Origin of the sequence: Psychrobacter piscatorii, from assembly GCF_001444505.1 — a bacterium.
Taxonomy (GTDB): domain Bacteria; phylum Pseudomonadota; class Gammaproteobacteria; order Pseudomonadales; family Moraxellaceae; genus Psychrobacter; species Psychrobacter piscatorii_B.
On sequence record NZ_LNDJ01000077.1, the window covers coordinates 1 to 26,767 of the forward strand.

Genomic DNA, 26,767 nt, shown 5'->3' on the forward strand with positions numbered 1-26,767 from the left:
ATCAAGGGGCTTTTCTTTGTCGGCATTAAAAATTACTATGTGATATTATTTACAACCACTTTGATATACTAAGCGTATACAACATTTATGGATCAGTAAAAATATACAGTGTCATTTTTACTGTTATATCGCTGTAAACTGAACTCTAAAATGGTGAATTGTAGGTTACATGGATAAACTATGAGAGATGCCTATATAAGATTCTTTAATGAAGGTTATATATCTAAAGAGAACTTCTTTAATTTCGGTTTGAAAGAAACGATTTATGCTCCTTATCATAAAGCCGAAATTGAATGGAATCTCTTAAAAAATCGTATCTATGGTAATGAAAAAGTATTTATTCGAGGGTTTGGTCGCGATGCAAATGGCACCCATTTATTCCAAGCGCTTTATAAAAAGTTACTCAGCAACCATAACGTTCGAAAAGACTCTACGAACAATGCAGAACCAGCTAAGCTGATTAGATCTTTGACTGGATACTCCAAAACTCAGAGTTCTAAATCCGAATCAATTAGAAATTATCAGATTTCCCATATTTTTGGGCGTACTAAGAATATTTTTGCCTTTACAGCGCCATGGAATATTGTTTATATGCCAAAAATGCTTGACCCATTCACAGGCCACGAGGCTAAAGGAGAAATGATAGATGAATATACTTTATTATTTCAAAGGCAAGGTTATCATAGGTTCGAAAAGCTGATAGACGAATTTAATGAAATTATGATTAATCCTAATTTTAAAAAAAGAGTTAATGAAGTTTTATACTCATTCCATTCAAATGAAACTTATAGTATTAAAGAACTCAAAAAGTTAGAAGAAGCAATTAATAAAGGGTTTAGTCCTATTACATTATAGAGTTTCAAACAGTTTAGAATAAATTCGAATAGCTGCAAAATTTCCTTAAAACAACTCACCCATCTCAACGTCTTCTTCAAAATCAAATCCTAACTGCTCATTTTTACGTAGCCGCATAAGCTCAATACGCAGCTTACGTCCTGCGATCAGCCTTAGTACCTCGCGTTGCTGCTCTGTCGTCATATGATGCCATCGTTGGCGCTCGGCTCGACTGCGCAGGCAACCAAAGCAATAGCCTTTTTTATTGCTTTCACAGACACCGATACAAGGGTTGTCAATGTCGAACAGTTCAAACTGTTGATTCATGGCGACTCCATTGCTATTACCGTCATTCCTTTGACTGGCACAAAACGATTGTGACTATATTATTATGTCGCAAATACCGACTAATAGTGTGCCGTTTTATTGTTATTATTTTTGCGCATCGGGTGCTATGCTTAGCGTCACTGGCCTATATAAGACAATCATAACAAAATTAATAAGTGAGATGATACGTGAACCTGATTTATATCCATGGACTGGACAGCGATGCAAACTCGACCAAAGGGCTGTTGTTAGAAAAATATTGCCAGCAGCATCATCCTGATATCACGGTGCTGCGCCCTGATCTTAATAAATCGCCTGCGCAAGTGCGTGAGCAGTTATTGTCATTGATAGAAGGGTTAAATAATAGCCAAGATGAGCAGACGGGATCGTCCAACACGGTATTGGTCGGTAGCTCATTGGGTGGGTATTTTTCTACCTTAATCAGTAATCAAATAGATTGTCCTGCATTGCTGCTAAATCCCAGCACGCAGCCTCATATTACTCTACAGCGCTTTTCTGATAACTCAGCATCAAATCAAGATAGTAGTGATGAGTCATCGGATAATAAAGTCCTGCATACGACGGCGGGCGGTTGGCGTATTACGCCGTCAGATTTGCAATGGTTTGCAGATCATCAGTTATCAGAAGTTCATTATCCTAAAAAAATTGCTGTACTGCTCAAACAAGGTGATGAGCTATTAAACGCTGAGTTGTCTCAGGCCTTTTATCAAGGGCAGGGCGCATCAGTAACCGTACAAGCAGGAGGAGACCATCGCTTTAGTGACTTTGGTGAGCAGCTACCGATGGTGATAGAGATGCTACGAGAGTTAGTAAGGTCTTAGATAGACGACATTATATGACGTGAACGATGGACTATTGACCTTAACGTCGCTGTTTTTGGTTATAATGGTTTTATAGAGTTAAACGCACATGAATAGTTAAGGATGCATTTGTGAGTCAATATAATGCGCAATCGTTAGAAGTTTTAGAAGGGCTGGAACCCGTACGTCGTCGCCCAGGTATGTATACCGATACCACGCGACCAAACCATTTGGCGCAAGAGGTCATTGATAACTCGGTGGATGAAGCGTTGGCGGGTTATGCCAAAACCATCAAAGTGCAGCTGCATAGTGATGGGTCGCTGTCTGTCGAAGATGATGGGCGCGGTATGCCGACTGATATTCACCCTGAGTTTGGTCAATCCGGTATTGAGCTGATTTTGACCCGTTTGCATGCGGGTGGTAAGTTCTCGACTTCTAATTATGAAGTATCGGGCGGTCTGCATGGGGTGGGTATCTCTGTCGTCAATGCGCTATCTACGCGCGTTGAAGTGACGGTATGGCGTGATAGTACCCAGTTTGATATGGCGTTTGAAAATGGCGCAGCCGTGACGCCGTTGACGGAATCAGTCAGCTCAAACAAACGCAAACGTGGTACCAGAGTGCACTTCTGGGCAGATGGTAGCTTTTTTGATACGCCAAAACTTAATGTTAAACAGCTCAAGCACAACTTGAAAGCCAAAGCGGTTTTGGCCGCGGGACTAACGATTGAGTTCACCGATGATATCAATGATGAAAAGGTCGTTTGGCAATTTACCGATGGGGTTGTCGAGTATCTAAGCGAGCAATTAGATGGTCTTGAGACACTACCTGAAGCACCGTTTTATTATAATTATGATGCGAAAGCTGGCGAACGTGCTGCTATTACCTTTGCATTGTCTTGGTTGCCTGAGGGTGGCACGCCAATTCAAGAAAGCTATGTGAACCTGATCCCGACAGCGCAGGGCGGTACGCACGTCAATGGTCTGCGTACAGGTATCCTAGAAGCGTTGCGTGAGTTTTGTGATATTCATAACTTGCTACCGCGAAGTGTCAAGCTAACAGCAGAAGATGTGTGGGATGGCGTGAACTATATCTTATCCCTGAAGTTTTCTGAGCCGCAGTTCTCTGGCCAGACTAAAGAACGCCTATCGAGCCGCGAAGCTGCGGCCGCTGTACAGACATTGGCAAAAGATGCGTTTAGTTTGTGGCTAAATCAACATGCGGATATAGGTACGCAAATTGCTGAATTGGCGATTAATAAAGCAGGACGTCGCTTAAAATCAGCCAAAAAAGTCGCTCGTAAGAAAATCACTCAGGGACCAGCGTTGCCGGGTAAGTTGGCAGATTGTCGCGGTGATCTGCGTGATGGCGCGGAACTGTTCTTAGTAGAGGGTGACTCTGCAGGCGGCAGTGCCAAGCAAGCACGTGATCGTCATTATCAAGCGATATTGCCATTGCGCGGCAAGATCCTAAATACATGGGAAGTGTCGTCAGATACGGTACTATCTAGTCAAGAGATTCATGATATCGCTATTGCGATCGGTGTGGATCCTGCCTCTGATGATCTGTCCGAGCTGCGCTATGACAAGATATGTATTTTGGCAGATGCGGACTCTGATGGTTTACATATTGCGACGCTGATCTGCGCGTTATTTGTGAAGCATTTCCCTGCGCTAGTGGATGCCGGTCATTTATTTGTGGCCATGCCGCCGTTGTACCGTGTCGATGTGGGTAAAGAGGTGCATTACGCGCTAGATGAGCCAGAGCTTGCGCATATATTAGCCAAGGTACCGGGCAATAAAAAAGCGCAAATCACGCGCTTTAAAGGACTGGGTGAGATGAGTGCTGAGCAGCTACGTGAGACGACGATGAGCCGCGATACGCGCCGCTTGGTGCAGCTTGATATGGACGATATGGTACTGACCAATGGCATCATGGATATGCTACTGGCGAAAAAACGTGCCGCTGATCGCAAGTCGTGGCTTGAGAGTAAAGGGGACTTGGCGGATATTTCTTAAAAAGGATGGATGTGTCTTAAAAGTATGTAGTGGCCTTTAACCGCGTACCGTACAAAATGCCCACATAGGCCATTACTTATATTTATCGTTGAGCACTTTATCGCATAATAAAAGCACGCAAAAATCAGCCTCGTCTTATAGGCTTAATGTTATGATGATGGTATATTCATTATATTGTGCTGCTATGATGCCAAAGGTTTTTAAACACTCTCAGTCTGATACGACACCATCTGCACGTTCGAAAATACTGCCAAATCTCAGCAGAGAACAGGTGGGTGACAACGTGCCTAGGCGTGGCAATAAAGTATCGCCTGTTATTGGCTCGTGGCTCATGAGGGCGGCAGGATGGCGGACAGTGGGTGAGATACCTAATATCTCTCAGGCCGTGGTATTGGCACTACCGCATACCTCTAATGTTGATGGGGTTTACGCTATTCCTAGCTTATTTGCGCTGGATTTGAAAATCAGTATTATGGCAAAGCATACGCTGTTTAGGGTGCCTCTATTGTCACAATTGCTGTATTGGATGGGTATTATCCCGATCAATCGCACGGATAAAGGCTCAGTTCTACAAGCTAGTATCGATAAATTTAAAATAGGTAAGCCGCTATTTTTGGGGTTAGCGCCAGAAGGCACGCGCAAATATACCGAAAGCTGGAAAACAGGCTTTTATTATCTGGCACTTGGTGCTGGCGTTCCTATCTTGCCCGTTGCGCTGGATTATAATACCAAGGAAGTCCGTTTTTTGTCTCTGGTGCATCCAACTGGCGATATCGAAGCGGATTTGCCAAAGATTTATGCCCAGTATCAAGGCGTGATGCCGCGTCATCCTGAGCGTTTATCGCAGCCGCTACAGGACATCAACAATGCCGCTAAATAACCGTTTATCGTAGCACGTCAAACACAAAAAGCCCCTGATATGATAGTATCAGAGGCTTTTTTTATAGGATGTCGCGTTGATTGTTATCAACTCACAAACCAAAATATTAGAATTGTGGCTGCCCATTAGATGCGCTGACACCACCATCAACTGGTAGATTTACCCCAGTAATCATAGAGGCATCATTACTGGCTAAAAAGGTAATGGCGGCGGCAATATCTTCTGGTGCTGCCAAACGTCCAAGCGGACAGCGGGCTAGAAATTTATCTATTTTACTGTCATTGTCTTGAATAGCAGTCGTCATATTGGTTTTGGTCACGCTTGGGTTGACGGCGTTGACACGCACACCATCGGGACCATGATCCATTGCTAGCGTACGCGTCAAATTGGTGACGCCCGCTTTGGCAGCGTTATAGGCGGCCATGTTCCAATCACCGCCCATACCTGAGACAGATGAGACATTGACGATATTGCCTTTGGTGGCGATTAGATGAGGCATAGCGGCTTGGCAGACATAAAACGTGCCATTCAAATTGATATTGATAGCCGAGTGCCAATCTTCAGAGGATAGGCTTGTTATTTTACCTTGAATCGCTTTTCCTGCGTTATTTACCAAAATATCAATCTTATCGAACTTATCAATCGCGCTGCTAATCATCCCTTGTACTTGGCTTTGTACGCTGATATCACAAGTGACACATAGGTAGTTGTCGGTATGAATCCATGTATGATCTTCTGGAAACTCTGCTGCTGTCTGCTCTAATGTTTCAGCCGTACGTCCTACCAAAACGACTCTCGCGCCTTCCTCGGCGAAGCGAATAGCAGTTGCCCGGCCAATGCCTGAACCTGCTCCAGTAACGATGACGGTTTTTTCTTTAAAACGCTTCATAATGCTCAATCCTTGTTATTATATAGTGCTTATTAAAATTCGATAAACGTACCTGACATTGATACGTGAGCGCAGCTTATAACTATAAGATCCACGCACAAGCATTGCTGCTTTGATATCATCATAACAAGTCATTACGTTGAAAGCGACTGCGTCTGATAGTGCTTATGTAGCGTAATTTTACATTCGTAAAAATGTTGAAATGCTGATGACTATGTTTATAAATATGCCACCATTTTAATCAGCCAAAATGTCATTCATCACATATCATAAGATTATAAAGGGCTAGAATCTGTGTCTCATTCGTCTACTATAATATCCGATGGGGGCTACCTTGCTAGTGAGCTGGCCTGTTACTTACAGACAGCAGCGGTAGACATCGCTCTGGCTGGTATGCAGACTATTGAACAGCAATATGATGCTCGCTATAGCGCACGCTCGTATCATTACCAGCTCTCGTCGGGCAAGCTGCAACTGCTGGCACTGACATTATACTTGCCAATGAGTACAAGCTCAGCTGATATTGAGCGAGCACGTATGACTGCTATAAAAGCTGCGCTGGCATGGCATAAATCATCATTGTCTCAAAATGAACATGTTGCAGAGACTCATGATGTTTTGGTTTTTGATATTCAGCTTACTGATGATGTAGTAGATGGTCATAAGAAAAATACTGATAGTCAGGACAGCAAGCAAGTAAATCACTTGCAACATGCTTTTGGTGCTCGTTATTTTTTGGAGGATTTGGTTGTAGACATGAGTGAGGGCGGGCAGCAATTGCAAGTCTTCAGCTGGCATGACTGGCATTCAATACTGGTTGCGTTACAGACACCCTGTGAGTTATGGCGGTTTTTGAATTATCACTTAGGGCAACTACAATATTCGGCTATCAGCCATATCCCAAATTTTGTATCAGAAGAAGTGCTAGTCGCTGAATTTTTGCAAAGCGCCTCTTTATTCACACCTGCGATCACAGTAGACAATGCGCTTATCAAGTACGACATTCAGGACAAACCTAATCCAGCGTTGGTGGCCATGGCGCTTGCATATAAGAATCAGAGCACGACTGCGCAGATGTACCAACAGCATATGCAGCAGGCAGCCACGCTATGGTCACAGCTCAGTACACAAATGATAGCAGCATATGCTGATAAGCAGACATCTAGTAATGACCAAGAATCATCAACTGAGCCGTTAGGGTTTCGTTGGCAGCAGCAACTATTAGATGAGTCTTTATTTTCGCGTCATGAGCTGATCCGTACGCTATATAGACATCCTAAGCAAAGTAAGACGCTGCAACAAGATGGTTATATCGTACATCAGCATTCCTACGAAACCTTGGGGCGGCATTATGTACTGATATTCTATGGACAAGACGCTCAAGCAAAGAATAGCAAAAATGCTATTCAACCGAATCTAGCAAAAATTGCACAGGATGTTGCGACTCGATTGCCAATAGCAGAGCTGCATCATATCGTTGTACTCGGTATCGACTTTATTACTGAGGCAAATGAAACGTTCATCGATATTAATATGTGGATTCAGTCAGTTGACGCGATGACGCAAAGAGAGCGACAGCTAACCAAGCAAATACAACAATTAAAGAGCAAAAAGTCGCATCAAAATACGCAAAAGGCAGAGAAGCAAACTGCTCAAAACTCTGAGAGTCATCCTCAATCTGACAAGTTGCCTCAAGTACGTCTAAACCTTTCTATACCGGCGCGAAAGAAATAATAAGCACGTAACATATTTTGAAAATCGAGCTGAGTATTCTGCTAGAAGCTGCTGTAAGTCTAACTTATACTGACACTCACAAAAAAAGACAGCCTAGGCTGTCTTTTTCTTATCTAAGAGTAGGTAATTATTGATACTTATTTATTGATGTCATCGTTAAGATCATTACCAGGAAGGATTTGCTCACTGTTATAGATATCATTGGTATCAGTATCTACGCGAGGAGTGTCAATCACATCAGTGCGCAAATCAGTCGTTGACGTGCTAGCAGCTGAAGGTGTGTTGTCACGAACTGAATCAGCAACTTTTTCTTGCGTTGATGAGCTTGGCTGCAGCGTAGATTTTGCTTTTGCTTCGTCGCGCTCACGATCCATTTTATCTTGCATTTTACGTAGGAAACGTGCGGCTGCTTCTTGACCACCAAGACCAAATGATAGGGCAAAGGCGACGGCGACGGCACCTAGCGTTAGGCCAAATGCTAGATTCACGATTGAATCTGCAATACCCATTGCTTTTAGACCCATAGCAAGTACAAGGCCCATAATCAATACACGGACAATGTTTGCTAAGAATTGTGAACCTTGTTCAGAGCGCTCAACAACACCTGCAATAATATTGGCAAGCCAAAATCCGATGAACAGGATAATCGCACCTAAGATGATGTTAGCGCCAAATGCGATAAACATCGTAATAATAGCTGAGATAGGCTCGAAACCTAGTAAATCAGCAGCTGCGATAGCAGCAAATAGCATAGCAAAGAAGATAATCGCATAAGCAACTAAGTCAGAGATTCTCTTGTCACCCATAGTCTCTTGCAAGCCAACTTTGGCAGGCATTTGATTGATTTGAGTGTTTTCAAGCAATCCTTTGACGATATTTGCAACCATACGCACAACATAAAAAGTCACAAATAAGATAGCCACTGCCATGAAGATGTTAGGCAAGGCTTCCATGATTTTATTCAACATATTGGTCGCAGGGCGAGCAATAACGTCGATTTTTAATGCGTTCAAAGCAGCAATAATCGTTGGGATAATAACCACTAAAAATGCTAGCGAACCGGCAATATTAGGTAGGCTGTTTTGTTCACTTAAGCCAGCTTTCGTCGCTAACTCTTGAACATTAAAAGTAGAAACAAGGTTGGTCACAATGCCGCGTACGACTTTGGCAATGATATAACCAACAACAAAGACCACACCAGCGATTAGGATGTTAGGGATAAAGCTAAAGATTTTGTCGACCATATTAGTCAATGGTGCGAACAAACCATCAAGCTCTAGCTGACCGAGTACCATGGTCAAAACAACCAATAGGATGAACCAGTAAACCATATCAGCGATGGTGCTGCTCATCGGTTTTACGCCTGCTTGTGCGCTTAGACGCTCGTCCATTGTCGTTTTAGAAAGCGCCGCATTGATTGCAGTGCGTGCGACAGTGGCGATAACCCAACCAATTACACCAAGCGCGATCGCACCGATGAGGTTAGGGATAAATGCCAATACTTGATTAACCATATTTGCAAATGGTGCCGAAATTGAGTTTAAGTTTAGTTGGCTAAGCGCCCCTGAAATAGCAATGATAAAGATAAACCAAAAAACAATCTTGGAGATAATTCCCTCAAGATCGTAAGTTTTACCGGTTGAAGAGTTCATGCGTTGATTAAGATTGACTTTAGAGAGCACACCGCGCACAAGTGCTGCGATACCAAGTGCGACCAGCCAACCAATGATAAATATCAAGATAGCGCCAATGATAGAACCGATAGGCCCACCAAGATAACCGTTAAAAGATGTATACATTGGGTTCATCTTATCCTCCTTGAATCATCCTATAGGTAACACTCAAAAGTATTGTTATTACAATCACTGTTGAATGAGACAAATATACAGATAGTTTATTATAAATAGTGTCTTTAAATTGAGTTATGCGAAGATATTATAATTTTCGAATAGAGAGGATCATCAAGAGCATCAGGCTGGTTTTTAGTTATCGCTTTGCTACTGACACTCATATATCAATGATAAATACCAACATTCGATTACTTATCTCCTTAACCAATTTAGCTTAGCCTATGTATTGATGGATTTAAAGATAGAAAGCTTTACCTGCCACTATATTTGTGTGATAACTTGTTATTATAATAGGAAATATTTACATAGACTGTACATTCGCCCGATAATTTCATGTAAAGCGTAGTTCCCAAAACTAAGATTTGTTATTATAGAGCAATGTGACATCTCGCCACTATTCTTACAATCAGAGAGTAATCTATGAAAAAAATCACTACTTTAAGCATTAGCGCCCTTGCTAGTGCTATGTTGTTAATGACAGGCTGTAGCACCAATAACGGCAGTCAAGAAACAGCTGCTCAAAGCGTTTCTATCACTGAACAAAGCTCAGCAAGTGAAAAAGTGGGCTATAGCTTAGGATTCATGATGGCAGAAGGCAATAAAGAAGCTGTCAAAGATTTGAACCTTGATACTTTTGAAAAAGGTTTCCGTGATGGTTACGAAGGCAATGATTCAGCATTGACCCAAGAGCAAATGCAAGAAGTATTGATGACGTATCAAAAAGAGCAAGAAGAGCAGTTCGCAAAAGACATGCAAACCAAAGCAACAGAAAATAAAACTGCTGGCACAGCATTCTTAGCAGAAAATGCGAAAAAAGAAGGCGTGAAGCAAACGGATTCTGGCTTGCAATATAAAGTATTGAAAGAAGGTACAGGTAAATCGCCAAAAGCAACTGACGTGGTGGAAGTGAACTACGAAGGTAAATTGATCGATGGTACTGTATTTGACAGCTCATATGAGCGTGGTGAGCCAATTGAGTTCCCACTAAACCAAGTAATCGCTGGCTGGACGGAAGGTCTACAGTTGATGAAAGAGGGCGGCAAGTACGAGTTCTATATCCCATCAGACATCGCCTATGGCGAAGCGGGTAACGCTGGTATCGAGCCAAATAGCACGCTTATCTTTACGGTTGAGCTATTAAAAGTAAAGTAATGCGCGGCTGAAGCATTCATCTATAAAAAAAGCCTTCATAATGATTATGAAGGCTTTTTTATGCGCAGAGGTTTTATATCAGTTTGTCTATAAATTATAGGTTTTTTTGAAAGACTTTAGAGTTGCGACCATTATGATATTGCTCTTGACGGGCATCTGGCAAAGCACTTGCCTCAACTTCCGCAAAGCCTTGCTCCACGAACCAATGCGCGGTACGCGTGGTCAGTACAAACAGTTTATATAGACCATGACTGCGTGCTTGCTGCTCTAAGAATGCCAGCAAATCAGCACCGCGGCTACCATTGCGATATTCAGGACGTACGGCAACACAAGCGACTTCTGCGGACTCTGCGTCTAGCGTATGCAAGGCTGCACAACCCAAAATCATACCATCACGTTCGATGACGCTATAGTTGTCGATTTCTTGCTCTAAGCGTTCACGTGAGCGGCTGACTAAGATACCTTGCTCTTCTAGAGGGGATAACAGCTCGATAAGGCCAACGACGTCATCGATATTGGCACGGCGAATTTCTTCGTAAGGATCATGGCTAATTAGCGTACCAGAACCGTCACGAGTGAATAATTCTTCTAATAGTGCACCGTTTTTGGCATAGGAGATGATATGCGTGCGATGGACACCTTGACGGCAAGCCAAGCTTGCGCAGTTCAAGAAATAATTGATTTCACAGTTCAAATCACGGTCACGTAAGAAGCGATCCACTTCGTTAGGAATCATCTCATGTAGCAAACGATCACCATCATTGATACCTGCTTCTTCGCCCAAAAATATCAGCTTATCAGCACCCAGCTCTACTGCGGCGCTAAGTGCAACGTCTTCAGCGAGCAAATTAAATACTTCACCTGTCGCAGAGTAGCCCATCGAGCCTAAAATCACGATATGGTCATGCAGTAGATTGTTTTTGATGGCCTCAACGTCAATAGAGCGCACTTCACCCGTCATTTGATAATCAATGCCTTCACGAATGCCATAAGGGCGCGCCGTGACAAAATTACCTGAGATGGCGTCAATACGTGAGCCGTACATCGGTGAGTTGGCCAGTCCCATCGACAGCTGTGCTTCGATCTGTAAGCGAATTGCGCCAACCGCTTGTAGGATAGCGGGCATTGCAGCACGCGGCGTGATACGAATGTCTTGATGCAGCGGAGATTCAATATTATCGTCTTTTAGGTTTTTTTCGATCTGCGGTCGCGCCCCGTGTACCAGTACCAGCTTGATACCCAGACTATGGAGCAAGGCAAAGTCATGAATCAGCGTGCTGAAGTTAGGATGATTGACCGCTTCACCGCCAAACATAATCACGAAAGTCTTACCGCGATGCGTATTAATGTATGGGGCAGAGTTACGGAACCAATGGACGTATTCAGGGTTAATCTGTGGCATGGAACTAGTAGTCATAATGGGAGCAGTAGTCGTTAGAATAAGAAAAAGGGCGTAGCAAAAAAATGCCTAACGCTAAAGATTTACCATAGCAAAAAACGCGGTTATGAGCTATCTTTTATTTCAGCTGTGTTGAGGTCTTTTTATTGCCCATCGGTGATATACACAACCTCAACACGGGGTTAATGTACCCACAAATGCTTTTTGCTATGCTAAGCGCTATTGCTTTACTGTCAATGAACGAAGATAATCAATAAAAATAATGAATCTGATTCTTTTAATTATTGACTATGTGTTAAGACAACTCAGTTTTTGCCATTTGTGCTTTACCGATATATCAATCAGGGATAATGAGAATTATGAAAAAAAGTAACCAATTTGCTAGCCCATTTAGTGCTTGGAGCGGTCATCGCTTATTTCACGTTGTTGCCGGTACGCTCATCGGTGCAATGGTAGTCACGCAGGCATCTGCCATGCTGCCGACACCAGAGCAAGCGGTTGATAGCTCAATGGCAGTTCAAGCCAATACAAATGCGAGCAGCAACTCAAGTGCTCAAGCGGTCAATAGTAAAATCACAGCATCGTTGGTCAGTGTTGATGCCAATGGTCAAGAAGTACTCGTCCCTGTCGATACCAATACTCGTTTGCAATCAGGTAACGTATTGGAGTATCAAGGCTACTTTACCAACACCAATGCCGATCGTGTCCGTAAGATGACGGTCACCATGAGTATTCCAGATCAAGTAGAATTGCTTGGTACAGTGGCGCCTGAGTTCCCATATGGTAGTGTTGATGGCAATAACTTCGCCCGTATGCCACTACGTACCAAGGTAGACAATCAACTACAAGATGTGGCACTAAAATACTATAAAGCGGTTCGTTGGGATCTTGAAGGTGTTGGTTTGAACGACACCGTTGCAGTGAAATATCGCGCGCGCGTTAAATAACGCTAAGACTTTCATAGTAAAAAATTCGCCAGATATTGATATTTATTCTTGATAAAGCACCACCGTTTATAACGGTGGTGCTTTTTTATGCATTGGATCTAATGTCGCTTCAATCTCTTGACGAGTACGCAATAGAGTTAATCAAAGCGTCGCATATTTGCTAGAAGATTTCTCTCGAATCAGCTGTTTGATGGCGTTAATTTTTGGCGTCGTGGCTTGTGCGCCTGCTTTTATCAGCGCACGACGCTGCCTGGTATCTATTGAGCTATTACGACCGACATTAGGCGTAATGACAATGTCCGCGCGATCTCGTTCGCGGCGTATTGATGGGGAGCGATTGGTAGGGGATACGATATTGGTTTCAAGAAAGCTCCAAAAGTCGCTTAATGAGCTGATGGTTAGTGCTCTATTATCAGTGGCGTTATTAACTTGAGCGGCAGTCACATCAACAGCAATAACAATATCAGCGCCCAAGTCGCGTGCGCTGTCAACGGGTACGAGGCTGACCACGCCACCGTCAATATATTTTTTGCCGACTTTTTCTGGAATACGCGGGGCAATAAAAATATTGGGCACGCTACAGGATGCTTGGACAGCAAGCCCTGCGTTACCTGTGATAAAGACGGCTTTTTTTAGGGTGTTTTTTTCTGCTGCAATGGCGGCAAAGGCAATTGGGAAATCATCTATGACTTGTCCGCGAACTTTTTCATTCACAAAGTTTTTGAGTTTGATGCCTTCGACAAAGCCTTGATTGGACAACGTAAAGTCTGTCAACTCGCTATCAGTGGTGCTCAGTGCCAACTGCTCAAGCTGTAACGGCGTGTATCCACTGGCATACAGGCTACCGATTAAGCTGCCGACACTCGTGCCGACAATCAGGGTAGGTTTGATGCCATTCTCTTCCAATGCCTTTATCACACCCACGTGGGCAAACCCTTTGGCACCGCCGCCACCCAAGACCAATGCGACGCTAGGTAACTCCGAGATAGGCTCTGGCGTTTTAGGTATTTGAGCAGTGGGTGTTAGGGTACTGCAAGCACTGACGCATAACCCAACTATGGCAAGCATGCTAAGACGTAATATACTTAAACCTTGATGAGACGGTCGATATAGAGCAGAGTCTGACATAAAAAACACCTTATAAAATGACCGTAGTTTATAAAAACCATGATGCAGAAAAACCATGTTGTAGAAAATAAGACAGCTACTATTTATATAATAGATGTAAACAAGTTGTCTTAAAGGGTTTTGCAGTCATGACGGAATAGCTTAGCATAAGTCATTGACTGTTCAGCTATAATGAGATGATTCGATGTTTATATTTTGCTGTTTTTACGGGTCATTTTATGACAATCTTTCTTAGGTGAGTTATATTTAAAACAGCCGATGACATAGATAAAAATAATAAATAACCTTGTTAGGATCTTTGATGCCAGTATCGATGAATGTTTCTTCAGCCAATTCAGCAGACCATATAAGGCCTGACTTGCCACTCTCGGCGTTAGATATGCCAGTGACAGCGTTGGCAGGTGTTGGGACAAAGGTAGCTGAGCAATTGGCACAATTGAATATCAAGCGGATATTTGATTTGCTACTGCATTTGCCGCGTGATTATGAAGATCGCAGTCGACTGGTATCAATCGCAGAAGTGGCGCACGGACAGTCGGCTATGATTACTGGACGTGTGGTCCATGTCGATACTAAACGTAGCGGCATGACCGTAACTGTGGATGATGACACAGGCACTATATCTCTGCGATTTTTTAAGGTATATCGCGGCCTTGCGCAGACCATGAATTTGGGGACGCGATTACAGCTGTTTGGTGAAGTCAAAGTCAGTCGTTACGGCAAACAAATACACCATCCTGAATATCAAGTTATCACAGATAATATAGCTACGACTGATACGGGTCTACAGCCCATTTATCCGAGTGTGAAAGGCTTACACCAAAATAAGCTGCGCACTTTGATTAAGCTGGCCCTGCAGACGGTTCGTAGTCAAGGTCTACCAATGACGCTGTTTACAGCGGAAGATTTTGCCGTTGTGGCTGACTTACCATTAGTACCTTTCGAGCCAGCCAAATCTGTACTGCTAGAGACAGAGTTTCCAGAAGATATTTTTTCGACATTGGCGCGAAGTGTGCCTGATCATGTGATTGGCAATAGTGTGAATAGGCCTGCTGCGTCCGTTTACAACGTCAATAATGATAGCCATAGCGCAGCTGCTCGCATCGCTCATAGCAATGTTTATAACTTAACGATATTTGAAGCGCTAGTACTGCTACATACACCGCCAACCTACACCAGCGCAAGCCAGCAATACAAACTGTTGACCCAACTGACTGCGCGTACTCATGCTGCCTGTCAGCGCTTGATTATCGAAGAGTTGACCGCCCATCAGCTCAGCCTGTTGTACCGTCGTCAGCAGCTGCATCAGCACAAAGCACCCAAATGTACGACCCACAGTCCGCTAGCTGATAAGCTGTTTGGTGCATTGCCGTTTGATCTGACAGGTGCACAAAAACGAGTGATGAAAGACATCACCACTGATATGGCAACCTCTATCCCAATGCTACGACTGGTACAAGGTGATGTGGGCGCTGGCAAGACTTTGGTTGCAGCAGGAGCGGCGGGTTATGCGCTTGATAGTGGTTGGCAGGTGGCAGTCATGGCACCGACTGAGATTTTAGCAGAGCAGCACCTCGTGAATTTTAAACAATGGTTTGAGCCGCTAGGTATCGGTGTTGGTTGGCTCGCTGGTAAGCAGACCGCTAAGCAGCGCCGTGAGGCCTTAGAAGCGGTGAGTGAGAACACGGTACAAATTGTCGTTGGTACGCATGCCTTGTTTCAAGAGCAAGTACAGTTTGCCAAGCTAGGCCTCGTGATCATTGATGAGCAGCATCGATTTGGTGTTGAGCAGCGTATGGCATTGACCAATAAAGGCGTTGCCAATAGCACACCGCATCAGCTAATCATGACCGCTACCCCCATTCCACGAACGCTTGCCATGAGTGTTTACGGTGATATGGATACCTCTATCATTGATGAGCTGCCGCCGGGACGTACCCCCATTACCACGGTGACCATCGATCGTAATCGCCGCGATGAGGTGATCGAACGCATTGCCGTGAATTGCGAAGCGGGCAGGCAAGCATATTGGGTGTGCTCCTTAGTAGAAGCATCTAGCGTGCTCGATGCACAAGCAGCTGAAGTCACGTATGAAGATTTAAATGAGCGCTTAGACATTCGCATTGGCTTAGTACATGGCAAAATGAAGTCTGCGGATAAGCAAGCCATCATGCAGGCGTTCAAGGCGGGTGATTTGGATTTGTTAATTGCCACAACCGTAATAGAAGTGGGGGTTGATGTACCTAATGCCTCACTCATGGTGATCGAAAATGCGGAGCGTCTAGGGCTTTCACAATTGCATCAGCTTCGCGGGCGCGTTGGGCGCGGCTCAACCAAGAGCTTTTGTGTGTTGTTATACCAAAAACCATTATCAGAAACAGGCACAGAGCGTTTGAACGTGCTGCGTGATAGCACTGATGGTTTTGTTATCGCTCAAAAAGACTTAGAGCTGCGCGGACCAGGTGAGCTACTGGGCAAGCGTCAAACAGGCAATGTTGGCTATTATTTGGCTGATTTGATACGTGATGAGCAGTTATTTGCGATTGCGCAGCGCTTGGCCAAGCACTTGATTGCAGACCCTACCAGAAAAGCAGATGTCAGCCAATTGATTCATCGCTGGATGCCAGAGGCGAGTCGTTATACCAACGCCTAGTTCATACATCAGTGAGGTAATCAGTTATGTGGTTAGTGCTGGCTTTCGTCATGACACTGAATGACATAAGATCATCCTGATACTGAGAGTAAAAAAGAGGACAGCCATTGTTATCCCCTTCTATTTATTACAGCCAATTGCTACACCGTTTAAGCTATTTCATTTTTTTTGCTTTTTTCAATGCTTTCTTAAGCGCTTTGAGGTCTTTATTTTTTTGCTTAATCTTTGCTTTGGTGTCTTTAATTTCTTGTTTGAGCTTTTTCACCTCTGATTTATTAGCCATGATGGTTTCCTTTATTAATAGATTTAGAACCATAATGACAAATCCCCTCATAAATACAAGCCGAAACTGTAGGGCATCTGTATCGCTGGGTTTTATGACTAATGATTTTGAGAGGCGTTATCTTATGTCATGCCATTCATCATCACGGTATGTTTGGTCATGAGTATTGACGATTTAAATGTGAAATAGCATGCTGTGAAGCGTTTAAGCCTAGAATTGATAGCGTCATATACCTACATCATCTGCTTTTATTTAACACTTGCACAATCCTTTTTAGTGATAATATCTTGATGAAGTTCAATATCTTAATAGTATCTTATGCTGGGTCGGCGGCTGACTATGCGGATACTTAACAGGATTGACCCCATTGAGCGTTAGTCTACAATATTGAAAGCGACTATCAACAAGATCTGCCTGCCCCACTTTGTTTCCTTTATACCTTTTACGGCGCTAGCGAGTACTGTGCTTATTTATAGAGACCAATTATGAGCGAATTTAAAGACCCTGATAATAAGTCAGCACTGACTAGCGAGGCGCAAGCTGGTACTCAGCAACCTCAACATGCTGAGCTGCCCCCGTATCGTCAAGCTGAGGCTACCTCTACCAATAAATCTGCAAAACTACCCCCGTGGCTCATACCTGCATTGATTGCGGTACTTGTGATCGGGGTTATGCTTGGTAGATATTGGGGCAGTAGTGCAGACGAGGTGCGAGAGGAGTCGGTTGCCTCTAGTGGTGTGGCAGGTGGACATGACGTTGGCGGCACTGCGAGTACGGAGCAGTCTGTCTTGTCAGTAGAAACCGTCAGCCCAAGCCAAGATGATATCGGTCGCACACTTAGCGCTGATGGCACCATCAACGCCAAAGATATCGCTAGTGTCAGTGCAAAAGTCAGTGGTGTGGCCATCGAGCGTGTATTGGTCGAAGAGGGCGACCGCGTGAGAGCGGGGCAAGTGCTCGCCATGTTTGATACCGATGCGATGGAGCAGCAAGTGCTGCAAGCTGAGGCAGATGTGGCAGAGGCAGAAGCCACACTTGCCAACGCCAGCGCCGATGCGGCCCGCGTATTGCCACTCATCGATATTGACGCCATTAGTAAACAAGAAGCCGATCGCTACCGTACTTCTGAGGTACGTGCCCGCGCAGCGTTGCAAGCATCCAAAGCCCGTTTAAGCAATCAGCGTTTGACCCTTGATAATGCCACAGTGGTTGCCCCTGTTAGCGGTATTATTAGTGACAAAATGATCGAGGTTGGGCAGGTTGCAGGTGGTGATCCATTATTTACGATTATCAAAGACGGTATATTGGAATGGCGAGCAGAGTTAGATCCGAAGCTGATTGGCGATATCAACATTGGTACACCTGTACGAGTCGCTCTACCCGGTGATGATAGTGTGATGGGACAGGTGAGCCGTATCGCACCGACGGCAGATAATAATCGCCAAATCACGATTTATGCGAGCCTCGCGGCTAATTCAAAAATTCGCGCTGGCATGTATCAGACAGGCGAGTTCCTACTCGGTAGTGCCAGCACTCAGACGATTCCTAATAGCGCTATCGTCAGTAACGATGGTTATGACTATGTGATGCTAGTGACTGATCTGACCACGACAGACGGTAAATCAATGGGACGTATCAAACAACAACGAGTGACATTGGGCGAGCGACTTGGTGAAAACGTCGCCGTACTAGAGCCATTGCCGAGTGACAGCCATATTGTGCAGCAAGGCGGTAGTTTCTTAAATGATGGCGATTTGGTGCGTGTCGTTAATGGTGTGGGCCAAGCCAGTACCGCCGTCAATACAGCAGCGCAGGCACAATCATGAGCCTAAACGTCTCCGCTTACTCGATCAAAAACCCGCTCGTCGCAATTTTGCTATTTGTACTCCTCACGTTAGGGGGTATTTATGGCTTTATGAAAATGAAGGTGCAGCAGTTTCCGGATATCGACCTGCCCGCCGTAGTGGTGACAGTCACGTTGCCGGGTGCCGCGCCCTCGCAGCTTGAAAACGATATTGCTAAGAAAATTGAAAACAAACTGACCAGTATCGAAGGCGTAAGTCATATCCGCACCACGTTGCAGACTGGTGCTGCGACGATGGCGACCGAGTTCGTGTTAGAAAAAGACATTCAAGAAGCCGTCGACGATGTACGCTCGGCGGTGGGTGAAGTACGTGGCGATCTACCCGCTGCTGCTAATGATCCTATTATTACCAAGGTATCTACCGCAGGGTTCCCAGTAGTCACGTACTCTGTGGCTTCTGACAATATGAGCGTAGAGGATCTGTCGTGGTTTGTGGATGATACGGTCACCAAGCAGCTCTCTGACATACCAGGTGTTAGTACCGTCAGCCGTGTTGGCGGGCTTCAGCGTGAGATTACCGTTGCTGCTGATCCGATTGCGCTAAGTGGTTTGAAATTACCCATCTCTCAGCTTTCGCAGCAAATCGCGGGTATCCAGCAAGACAGCTCTGGCGGTGAGGCAGAAGTCGGAAATACGACGCAGACGATCCGTGTGCTTGGCGCGGTGGAGCGGGCCCGTGAGCTGAATAATTTGCAGGTGGCGGTGCCTACTGGCGGGACGCAAGCGCTCGGACGGATGGCAAAGATCACCGATGGCGCCGCCGACCCAAGCTCTATTGCTAAGCTTGACGGTAAAACAGTAGTGGCATTTAACATCACTCGCTCGCGCGGTGCCAGTGAAGTCGATGTCATGGCGCTGGTTGATGATGAGCTTGCCAAGCTGACCGCTGATACTGGCAATATTAGTATCGAAAAAGTCTATGATCGAGCGACACCCATTGCTGAGGATTATGAAGCCTCTCTACGGATGTTGATCGAAGGTGGTATTTTAGCGGTCGTCGTCGTATTTTTATTCCTGCGTAATATTCGAGCGACGATTGTTGCCGCTGTTGCTTTACCTTTATCGGTGATTCCTACCTTTTTGGGCATGTATCTCTTTGGCTTTAGCCTCAATATTATCTCCTTACTGGCCTTATCACTCGTCATTGGCGTACTGGTCGATGATGCGATCGTTGAGGTCGAAAACATCATACGACATTTGCGTATGGGCAAAACCCCTTATGAAGCGGCGATGGAGGCGGCTGATGAGATTGGTCTGGCGGTGGTTGCCACGACCTTTACTTTGATTGCGGTGTTTTTGCCGACAGCCTTTATGGGCGGTATCGTTGGACAATTTTTCCGACAGTTTGGTTGGACGGCAGCATTATCCATTTTTGCCTCACTCATGGTGGCGCGTTTGATCACGCCGATGATGGCGGCATATGTGCTTCGACCTGAAAAAAACCACGTCGAAAAACAAAGCGCGATGATGGGATACTATCTTAAGATTGTTTCGTGGACATTGCGTCACCGCTGGCTAACGATGGGGGCAACGCTGGTATTGTTTGTGGCCTCATTAGGGCTGGTCAAGCTGCTGCCAACTTCTTTTATCCCTGATAACGATATCGATCAGACACGCGTGGCGATTGAGCTGACGCCTGATGTGGCATTAGCAGATACAGAGCGAGTGGCTGCGCTTGCCCGTGAGCGGATCCTAGCCATGCCTGAGGTGACGAATATTTTTACCTCAGTCGGAGAGGCGCAGGCGTCGATGGGTGCGTCGGACGGTGGTGGCGGTAAAGCTGAAAACATCGCGGGCTTAGATATCGTACTTGCCCCACGTGCAGAACGAGGTACCAAGCAAGAGATCGAACGTAAAATTAGCCAGCTCATGACCGAAGTACCCGGTGCTCGCTTTACCGTTGGACTATCGAGCGGCGGGGAGAGTGGTTATAATTTTTCATTAACCAGTACCAATCCCCAATTGCTCGAGCAGACTGCACAAAAAATCATGACTGAGATACGAGGTTTGCCAAGTGCAGGCGCGGTGACCAGTGATCGCAGTTTGCCGCGTCAAGAGCTCACGGTGACGCCAGATAGACTAGCAATGGCTGACAAAGGGGTGACGACGCAAGACATTGCGACCACGTTGCGTGTGGCGACTGTTGGCGACTATGAGCAGCGTTTATCTAAGCTCAATCTTGATACGCGTCAGATTCCTATCGTGGTGCGTCTACCCGATGTCGCCAAGCAAAACGTCAGTCAGTTAGAAGGCTTATATGTGCCAAGTACCCTACCTGCTGGGCAAGGGGTACGGGTGGGCGAAGTGGCGGCGCTAGACTTTGGGACAGGGCCTGCGCAGATCAGCAGGCTGGATCGGGAGCGTGCGATTAGCATCACAGTGCAACCAGCAGATGGCGAGCTAGGTGATCTAGTACAAGCGGTCAAATCCGTGCCAACGATGCAGCAATTACCGCCTTCGATTACCATCATTGATCAAGGTCAAGCCGAAAATATGGCGGAGCTGTTTAGTGGGTTTATCATTGCGATGTCGGTGGGTGTGGTCTGTATCTTAGGCGTTCTTATTTTATTATTTGGCCGTTTATTACAGCCATTTACCATTTTGATGGCACTGCCGTTATCGATAGGCGGCGCGTTTGTGGGTTTGGTCATTACCAATAGTAGTCTGTCGATGCCGTCGATGATTGGCTTTATTATGCTTATGGGTATCGCAACCAAAAACTCAATCCTACTCGTCGATTACGCGCTGATTGCTCAGCGCCGCGGGCTGGCGCGTTTTGAGGCCATTATGGATGCCTGTCGCAAGCGTGCGCGGCCTATCATCATGACCACCATTGCGATGGGTGCAGGCATGTTACCCCTGGTCTTTGGTTGGGGTGATGCCGATCCTACGTTTAGGCGACCGATGGCGGCCGCCGTATTGGGCGGGCTGGTGACCTCAACGCTACTCAGTCTGGTGGTCATTCCAGTTGTTTATACGTTGATGGACGATGTGTCAGGATGGTTTGCCAAATGGCTGGTGCCACATGGGAAGAAGAGAAGCCCACATATTTAACATACTGCAATACACAGTCATCATGATGATAATACACCCCATACGTGACTACCACGTATGGGGTTTTTTGATACATCTCACAACCAAACTGCTATAGAACGTGTATGTCTTTTTACTTATCGTTTAATTGTCTGATATATCAATGCGTTATAGTAATGACATTATCAAACAATATCTTATGATTTGTCGTTAGGAGGCACTCATGACGCTAACTGCCATCATTTTCAGTATGGTCGCCGCCTTATCACTAACCAGTTGTGCAACGCGGCAGGCAGCCAGTACCGACTGGACCCCATATCTCAAATCCATGCAAAAAGGCTGTGATTATCCTAACCCGACAACCAGCAGCTTACCCATACCTTATCAGCAATCGATTATCGATACCGATACACGTATCAAACCTTACAATTCGTCTGATGAGGAGCAACTGGAGCATTTGGACGAAACCATCACCACTTACACGCTAAATAACGCGACCGCCTTTGGTAAACAGCTCTCAAAAATTGAATATCTCAGCGGTTTTGAATGGTCGCATTTAAAGCTGTATTTTGCCAATAACCCACAGTCGCTACGCAGTGAATTCACGCTGCCTGTTGATAAACATGATATTAACACCGTAACCAAAAACGACAGTAGTGGCTATCAAGTGACGGGCGAGGGCTACAAGCATTTAACCTTTGATAAAAAAGACAACAGCATTACCTGTGGGTTTGGGGTGTAGCGAAGAGCAAGGTTTTTAGTGACCGATATATTTGAGCGTTTTCATACGTAAAGACTTAAGCCTCAAGATAGCAGTGCTGTTATCTTGGGGTTTCTTATATATAGAGATGTACTTTATTCAAAAAAACAAGCAGGTCATTTTCTTAACATGAATAAAATTCATCTTATACTAAGTTTATATCGTTTTTATTCATGTTAAAGATTTGCTTAAATACACCCATACAGACATTCAGTGTTATCTCAATTTGTAGGGTAGGAATCACCATGACTAAGCCTTTTGCATGTTCAATCAAGCACATTCGTTTTGATGAAAACTATCAGCCTGCCAGCAGCACGCGCATGACGACCAACTTTGCCAATCTGGCGCGCGGCGAGCAGCGTGAAGACAATCTGCGTAAAGCGTTGACCATGATTAACAACCGCTTTAACGCGCTGGCACATTGGGATAACCCCAATGCCGATCGTTATTCGGTCGAAGTGGACATCGTGTCTGCCAACATGGATATCGAAGGCAATGGCGATGCGTTCCCTGTGATTGAGATGCTGCAAACCACCATCGTGGACCACAAAGAAAACAAGCGCATCAATGGTATGGTCGGCAACAGCTTTTCTTCTTATGTGCGTGATTATGATTTTAGCGTGGTACTGCTAGAGCACTTTAACAAAAATCCAAATGCCAAAGCGCCTGACGACTTTGGCGACTTACACGGCAAATTGTTTCAATATTTATTGAACTCAGAGGCCTACAAAGCCAACTTTAACAAACAGCCTGTGATTTGCTTGAGTGTCTCAACCAGCAAGACCTATTACCGCACCACCAATGTGCACCCTGTGCTGGGCGTTGAGTATCAGCAAAACGAGTACTCCTTAACCGACGACTATTTTCACAAAATGGGCTTAACCGTGCGCTATTTTAAGCCTGAGGGCAGCGCTGCACCATTAGCGTTTTATTTTGCGGGTGATTTGACCAGCGACTACACCGATCTTGAGCTGATCAGCGCAATCAGCACCATGGAGACGTTCCAAAAGATTTATCGTCCTGAGATTTATAATGCCAATTCAAGCGCAGGTCAGGTCTATCAGCCAAGCCTAAAATACCAAGACTACTCGCTGACGCAGATTGTTTATGACCGTGAAGAGCGTAGCCAAATGGCGGTCAAACAAGGCAAATTTACCGAAACGCATTTTATCAAGCCTTACCAAGATATTCTTGAAGCATGGGCGGCCAATTACGCTGTAAACGAGAACGTCGCTTAAAAAATCCAAATATAAAAGCGCACGCTATAACACCTAAAATAGAGACATCTGAAATAGAGAAGATAATACGACATGACTTTATTATTACCAACATCGACCGCTGGCAGCTTGCCAAAACCCTCCTGGTTGGCAGAACCTGAAAAAATTTGGTCGCCGTGGCAACTTGACGGTGAAGAATTGCTTCAGGCAAAACAGGATGCGCTGCTAGTATCGCTACAAGAGCAAGTGCAAGCAGGCGTCGATATCGTCAGTGACGGTGAGCAGACCCGTCAGCACTTTGTCACTACCTTTATTGAGCACTTAGACGGCGTGGATTTTAACCAGCGCGAAACCGTGCGTATCCGCAATCGATATGATGCCAGCGTACCGTCAGTGGTGGGTGCCGTGAGCCGCCAAAAACCTGTGTTTGTAGAAGATGCCAAGTTTTTACGTAAGCATACTGACAAGCCGATCAAATGGGCATTGCCTGGGCCGATGACCATGATTGATACGCTGTATGACGATCATTATAAAAGTCGCGAAAAGCTGGCATGGGAGTTTGCGACGATTCTTAATCAGGAAGCCAAAGAATTGGAAGCGGCTGGTGTGGATATCATTCAGTTCGATGAGCCGGCGTTTAATGTATTCTTCGATGACGTCAATGATTGGGGTATCGCTACGTTAGAGCGCGCTATCGAAGGCTTAAAATGCGAAACGGCGGTACATATTTGCTATGGCTACGGCATCAAAGCCAATAACGACTGGAAAAAAACGCTGGGTTCAGAGTGGCGTCAGTATGAGCAAGCGTTTCCTAAACTGCAGCAGTCAAAGATCGATATCGTATCTTTGGAATGTCAAAATTCGCATGTGCCCATGGATTTGATAGAGCTCATTCGCGGTAAAAAGGTCATGGTTGGTGCAATCGATGTCGCCACTAATGATATTGAAACTCCTGAGGAGGTAGCCGATACGCTACGCAAGGCCTTACAATTTGTCGATGCGGACAAGCTGTATCCCTCGACCAACTGCGGTATGGCGCCGCTGCCACGTGAGGTGGCACGCGGCAAGCTACATGCGCTGAGCGCTGGTGCGGCAATCGTGCGGCAAGAGCTGAGCGTTTAGCAAAACTTAACAAGTTTTGGCTTGTTTAAGCTTATGAGTGGCCTCAGTTAACAAGGTACTTATAGATTTAACGTTTCTCAGGATTGTAGTAATGATAAAAGATATGATTGAAGCCACTGATTTTAGAGATGCCATGGCGCTATTGCCCACGGCGGTCAATGTGATCACCACCAATGGTCCGTCAGGCACTCATGGGTTTACTGCCTCGGCGGTATGTAGCGTCACTGATACACCGCCGACACTGCTGGTATGTATGAATCAAGCCGCGCGCTCACATGGGCATTTTGTGGATAATAAAGTCTTGAGCGTCAATGTGCTTGGTGCCCAGCATGAACACTTATCCAATGCTTTTGCTTCTAAACTAAGCTCAGATGAGCGCTTCGAGCAAGGAGTTTGGACTGAGCTTGTGACAGGCGCGCCTATCCTGAAAGATGCGCTAGTGAGCTTCGATTGTGAGATTGAGCATATTCAAGAAGTGGGTACGCATAGTGTGCTGATGTGCCGAGTGGTCGCTATCAAACCTCCAGAATCCCCAAGCGGGCAAGATGAGAGTTTAGTGTATTTTAACCGTGCTTATCATTACGTCGGTCAAGTTGAGCTTGTATAAGTCATAACTGGCATTAATATAGAGCACTTGCTCAGAAAATAAATCTATATAAGAAGACACTATCCCGTGGAACTACTCATTTTTTTAATCATAGGTGCACTAGCAGGGTTTGCGGCCGGGCTTTTCGGCGTGGGCGGTGGCACCATTATCGTACCGCTGTTATTTATCGTCTTTACCCAAATGGGCTACGATGCCGATACCATTATGCATCTGGCTTTGGGGACGTCGCTTGCGACCATCATCGTCACTTCGATCAGCTCGCTAATGGCGCATAATAAAAAGGGTGGCGTCATGTGGCCGGTCTTTAAAAATCTAGCACCTGGTTTGGCGCTAGGGTGTTTTTTGGGAGCAGGGATAGCAGGGCAAATATCAGGGTTATATCTGCAGCTTATCGTCGGGGTGTTTTTACTGTGGGTCGCTTATAGAATGTTTACCGCTGGTAAAAGACGTACACATATGAGTGATGCGAGTCATACGCCTGTGTTATTACCGTCTAAACCCAAGCAACTTGCGGCAGGTGGTGTTATTGGTGTGGCTTCGGCCATTTTTGGTATTGGCGGTGGCAGCTTAACGGTGCCATATCTCACCCGTTATAATGTGGTCATGCAAAAGGCGGTAGGTACGTCAGCGGCATGTGGTTTGCCTATTGCCATTGCTGGTGCGCTCGGCTTTATGTTCTTTGGTATGCAGCAGCAAGTTGATGCACCCAATACCATTGGCTTTGTGCATATTTATGCCTTTTTGGGCATTGCGAGTATGAGCTTTTTTACCGCTAAAGTTGGGGCAAAAGTCGCTCATATGCTCTCACCGCCACTGTTAAAGAAGTGCTTTTCGGTATTGTTATTCGTAGTGGGACTTTGTTTTCTTTATAAAGGGTTATTTTGAAGATTTGGATTGGTGTGTTTGAAATATGAAGACTAAGAACGATATGATATTGCTTAATATTGAAAATCACGCTTAGTTTAGTAATCTGTTATAAAATGCTACTTTTCTTGCTTGCTGTGACTGCGTCTCCAGAGGCTGCGAAAAATAGCGTTTAATCTTGCTATACCATTTTTATAATGGTTTCACTATAACATCCATTATATTCTTAGCGGTTTTCTTTGGTTTAGAAGCTATTAGACTTGAGACTGTCAGGTAAGCTTCATTAGCTATAGTTAGCTGAATGTAAAACTGTTATGGATTTAAACGCGCTACTGGTATAAATTTTACTTGCGTGCTGCGTTCCCAGAGGCTGCGCAAAATTCAT

At 45.1% G+C, this 26,767-nt stretch carries 21 protein-coding genes; 15 read left to right on the forward strand and 6 right to left on the reverse strand.

Annotated elements, in window-relative coordinates; genetic code table 11:
- Positions 1-180 precede the first annotated feature (180 nt).
- Positions 181-855: a hypothetical protein gene (locus tag AS194_RS08340; protein WP_200960351.1), complete on the forward strand. Its 675-nt coding sequence runs from the start codon at positions 181-183 to the stop codon at positions 853-855.
- A gap of 45 nt (positions 856-900) precedes the next feature.
- Here the strand turns inward: AS194_RS08340 and AS194_RS08345 are convergent, their stop codons facing one another.
- The gene (locus tag AS194_RS08345) at positions 901-1,161 is read right to left on the reverse strand and encodes a DUF1289 domain-containing protein (protein WP_058025054.1); all 261 of its coding nucleotides are present in this window, start codon (positions 1,159-1,161) and stop codon (positions 901-903) included.
- A gap of 188 nt (positions 1,162-1,349) precedes the next feature.
- On the opposite strand from AS194_RS08345, the gene AS194_RS08350 reads away from it, so the two are divergent.
- The 3 genes from AS194_RS08350 (at position 1,350) to AS194_RS08360 (ending at position 4,880) form a co-directional block, all read left to right on the forward strand.
- Complete coding sequence (locus tag AS194_RS08350) at positions 1,350-2,003, forward strand: YqiA/YcfP family alpha/beta fold hydrolase (RefSeq protein ID WP_058025055.1); 654 nt, start codon at positions 1,350-1,352, stop codon at positions 2,001-2,003.
- 110 nt (positions 2,004-2,113) lie between these two features.
- Positions 2,114-4,000, forward strand: coding sequence for a DNA topoisomerase IV subunit B (parE, locus tag AS194_RS08355; protein WP_058025056.1), 1,887 nt, complete (start codon positions 2,114-2,116; stop codon positions 3,998-4,000).
- Positions 4,001-4,154: 154 nt separating this feature from the next.
- The gene (locus AS194_RS08360; protein ID WP_083499643.1) at positions 4,155-4,880 is read left to right on the forward strand and encodes a lysophospholipid acyltransferase family protein; all 726 of its coding nucleotides are present in this window, start codon (positions 4,155-4,157) and stop codon (positions 4,878-4,880) included.
- A gap of 106 nt (positions 4,881-4,986) precedes the next feature.
- On the opposite strand, the gene AS194_RS08365 is transcribed toward AS194_RS08360, so the two are convergent.
- Positions 4,987-5,769 carry an SDR family NAD(P)-dependent oxidoreductase gene (locus AS194_RS08365; RefSeq protein WP_058025057.1) on the reverse strand — a complete coding sequence of 261 codons (783 nt, stop codon included), beginning with the start codon at positions 5,767-5,769 and terminating at the stop codon, positions 4,987-4,989.
- A 294-nt stretch (positions 5,770-6,063) separates the two neighbouring features.
- On the opposite strand from AS194_RS08365, the gene AS194_RS08370 reads away from it, so the two are divergent.
- Positions 6,064-7,503 (forward strand): hypothetical protein, encoded by a 1,440-nt coding sequence (locus AS194_RS08370; RefSeq protein WP_200960352.1) that lies wholly within the window; start codon positions 6,064-6,066, stop codon positions 7,501-7,503.
- Positions 7,504-7,640: 137 nt separating this feature from the next.
- Here AS194_RS08370 and AS194_RS08375 read toward each other — a convergent pair whose 3' ends face one another.
- Positions 7,641-9,311, reverse strand: a complete 1,671-nt coding sequence (locus tag AS194_RS08375; RefSeq protein ID WP_058025058.1) for a mechanosensitive ion channel — start codon at positions 9,309-9,311, stop codon at positions 7,641-7,643.
- A gap of 462 nt (positions 9,312-9,773) precedes the next feature.
- Between AS194_RS08375 and AS194_RS08380 the strand changes: the two genes are divergently transcribed.
- Entirely contained in the window at positions 9,774-10,505 is a 732-nt protein-coding gene (locus AS194_RS08380) for an FKBP-type peptidyl-prolyl cis-trans isomerase (protein ID WP_058025059.1), read from the forward strand.
- Positions 10,506-10,599: 94 nt separating this feature from the next.
- Here AS194_RS08380 and argA read toward each other — a convergent pair whose 3' ends face one another.
- On the reverse strand, positions 10,600-11,922 hold the full coding sequence (gene argA / locus AS194_RS08385; protein WP_058025060.1) for an amino-acid N-acetyltransferase: 1,323 nt from the start codon (positions 11,920-11,922) through the stop codon (positions 10,600-10,602).
- A 341-nt stretch (positions 11,923-12,263) separates the two neighbouring features.
- Here argA and AS194_RS08390 point away from each other — a divergent pair, with 341 nt between their 5' ends.
- The gene (locus AS194_RS08390; protein WP_058025061.1) at positions 12,264-12,851 is read left to right on the forward strand and encodes a hypothetical protein; all 588 of its coding nucleotides are present in this window, start codon (positions 12,264-12,266) and stop codon (positions 12,849-12,851) included.
- A 141-nt stretch (positions 12,852-12,992) separates the two neighbouring features.
- Here AS194_RS08390 and AS194_RS08395 read toward each other — a convergent pair whose 3' ends face one another.
- A complete protein-coding gene (locus tag AS194_RS08395) occupies positions 12,993-13,979 on the reverse strand; it encodes a patatin-like phospholipase family protein (protein WP_058025062.1) in 987 nt (328 codons plus the stop codon).
- A 301-nt stretch (positions 13,980-14,280) separates the two neighbouring features.
- Between AS194_RS08395 and recG the strand changes: the two genes are divergently transcribed.
- Positions 14,281-16,632, forward strand: a complete 2,352-nt coding sequence (gene recG, locus AS194_RS08400; RefSeq protein WP_058025063.1) for an ATP-dependent DNA helicase RecG — start codon at positions 14,281-14,283, stop codon at positions 16,630-16,632.
- Between the two features lie 154 nt (positions 16,633-16,786).
- Here the strand turns inward: recG and AS194_RS14080 are convergent, their stop codons facing one another.
- Positions 16,787-16,915: a hypothetical protein gene (locus AS194_RS14080; protein ID WP_256714007.1), complete on the reverse strand. Its 129-nt coding sequence runs from the start codon at positions 16,913-16,915 to the stop codon at positions 16,787-16,789.
- 485 nt (positions 16,916-17,400) lie between these two features.
- On the opposite strand from AS194_RS14080, the gene AS194_RS08405 reads away from it, so the two are divergent.
- The 7 genes from AS194_RS08405 (at position 17,401) to AS194_RS08435 (ending at position 26,403) form a co-directional block, all read left to right on the forward strand.
- The gene (locus AS194_RS08405; RefSeq protein WP_058025064.1) at positions 17,401-18,741 is read left to right on the forward strand and encodes an efflux RND transporter periplasmic adaptor subunit; all 1,341 of its coding nucleotides are present in this window, start codon (positions 17,401-17,403) and stop codon (positions 18,739-18,741) included.
- Entirely contained in the window at positions 18,738-21,833 is a 3,096-nt protein-coding gene (locus tag AS194_RS08410; RefSeq protein ID WP_058025065.1) for an efflux RND transporter permease subunit, read from the forward strand. Before AS194_RS08405 ends, AS194_RS08410 begins: the two co-directional genes overlap by 4 nt.
- 202 nt (positions 21,834-22,035) lie before the next feature.
- Positions 22,036-22,554 (forward strand): hypothetical protein, encoded by a 519-nt coding sequence (locus AS194_RS08415; protein ID WP_058025066.1) that lies wholly within the window; start codon positions 22,036-22,038, stop codon positions 22,552-22,554.
- A 263-nt stretch (positions 22,555-22,817) separates the two neighbouring features.
- A complete protein-coding gene (locus tag AS194_RS08420) occupies positions 22,818-23,810 on the forward strand; it encodes a DUF1852 domain-containing protein (RefSeq protein ID WP_058025067.1) in 993 nt (330 codons plus the stop codon).
- A 72-nt stretch (positions 23,811-23,882) separates the two neighbouring features.
- A complete protein-coding gene (locus AS194_RS08425; protein ID WP_058025068.1) occupies positions 23,883-24,911 on the forward strand; it encodes a methionine synthase in 1,029 nt (342 codons plus the stop codon).
- Positions 24,912-25,014: 103 nt separating this feature from the next.
- Complete coding sequence (locus AS194_RS08430) at positions 25,015-25,518, forward strand: flavin reductase (RefSeq protein WP_025646795.1); 504 nt, start codon at positions 25,015-25,017, stop codon at positions 25,516-25,518.
- A 66-nt stretch (positions 25,519-25,584) separates the two neighbouring features.
- Positions 25,585-26,403 carry a sulfite exporter TauE/SafE family protein gene (locus AS194_RS08435; protein ID WP_058025069.1) on the forward strand — a complete coding sequence of 273 codons (819 nt, stop codon included), beginning with the start codon at positions 25,585-25,587 and terminating at the stop codon, positions 26,401-26,403.
- Positions 26,404-26,767 lie beyond the last annotated feature (364 nt).

Bases quoted from the DNA above. Each gene is read 5' to 3' on its own strand.
- AS194_RS08390 (WP_058025061.1), top strand. From the start codon at position 12,264: ATGAAAAAAAGTAACCAATTTGCTAGCCCATTTAGTGCTTGGAGCGGT.
- recG (WP_058025063.1), top strand. From the start codon at position 14,281: ATGCCAGTATCGATGAATGTTTCTTCAGCCAATTCAGCAGACCATATA.
- AS194_RS14080 (WP_256714007.1), bottom strand. From the start codon at position 16,915: ATGGCTAATAAATCAGAGGTGAAAAAGCTCAAACAAGAAATTAAAGAC.
- AS194_RS08345 (WP_058025054.1), bottom strand. From the start codon at position 1,161: ATGAATCAACAGTTTGAACTGTTCGACATTGACAACCCTTGTATCGGT.
- AS194_RS08430 (WP_025646795.1), top strand. From the start codon at position 25,015: ATGATTGAAGCCACTGATTTTAGAGATGCCATGGCGCTATTGCCCACG.
- AS194_RS08360 (WP_083499643.1), top strand. From the start codon at position 4,155: ATGATGGTATATTCATTATATTGTGCTGCTATGATGCCAAAGGTTTTT.
- AS194_RS08405 (WP_058025064.1), top strand. From the start codon at position 17,401: ATGAGCGAATTTAAAGACCCTGATAATAAGTCAGCACTGACTAGCGAG.
- AS194_RS08395 (WP_058025062.1), bottom strand. From the start codon at position 13,979: ATGTCAGACTCTGCTCTATATCGACCGTCTCATCAAGGTTTAAGTATA.
- argA (WP_058025060.1), bottom strand. From the start codon at position 11,922: ATGACTACTAGTTCCATGCCACAGATTAACCCTGAATACGTCCATTGG.
- AS194_RS08375 (WP_058025058.1), bottom strand. From the start codon at position 9,311: ATGAACCCAATGTATACATCTTTTAACGGTTATCTTGGTGGGCCTATC.
- AS194_RS08365 (WP_058025057.1), bottom strand. From the start codon at position 5,769: ATGAAGCGTTTTAAAGAAAAAACCGTCATCGTTACTGGAGCAGGTTCA.
- AS194_RS08410 (WP_058025065.1), top strand. From the start codon at position 18,738: ATGAGCCTAAACGTCTCCGCTTACTCGATCAAAAACCCGCTCGTCGCA.
- AS194_RS08380 (WP_058025059.1), top strand. From the start codon at position 9,774: ATGAAAAAAATCACTACTTTAAGCATTAGCGCCCTTGCTAGTGCTATG.
- AS194_RS08425 (WP_058025068.1), top strand. From the start codon at position 23,883: ATGACTTTATTATTACCAACATCGACCGCTGGCAGCTTGCCAAAACCC.
- AS194_RS08420 (WP_058025067.1), top strand. From the start codon at position 22,818: ATGACTAAGCCTTTTGCATGTTCAATCAAGCACATTCGTTTTGATGAA.
- AS194_RS08415 (WP_058025066.1), top strand. From the start codon at position 22,036: ATGACGCTAACTGCCATCATTTTCAGTATGGTCGCCGCCTTATCACTA.
- AS194_RS08340 (WP_200960351.1), top strand. From the start codon at position 181: ATGAGAGATGCCTATATAAGATTCTTTAATGAAGGTTATATATCTAAA.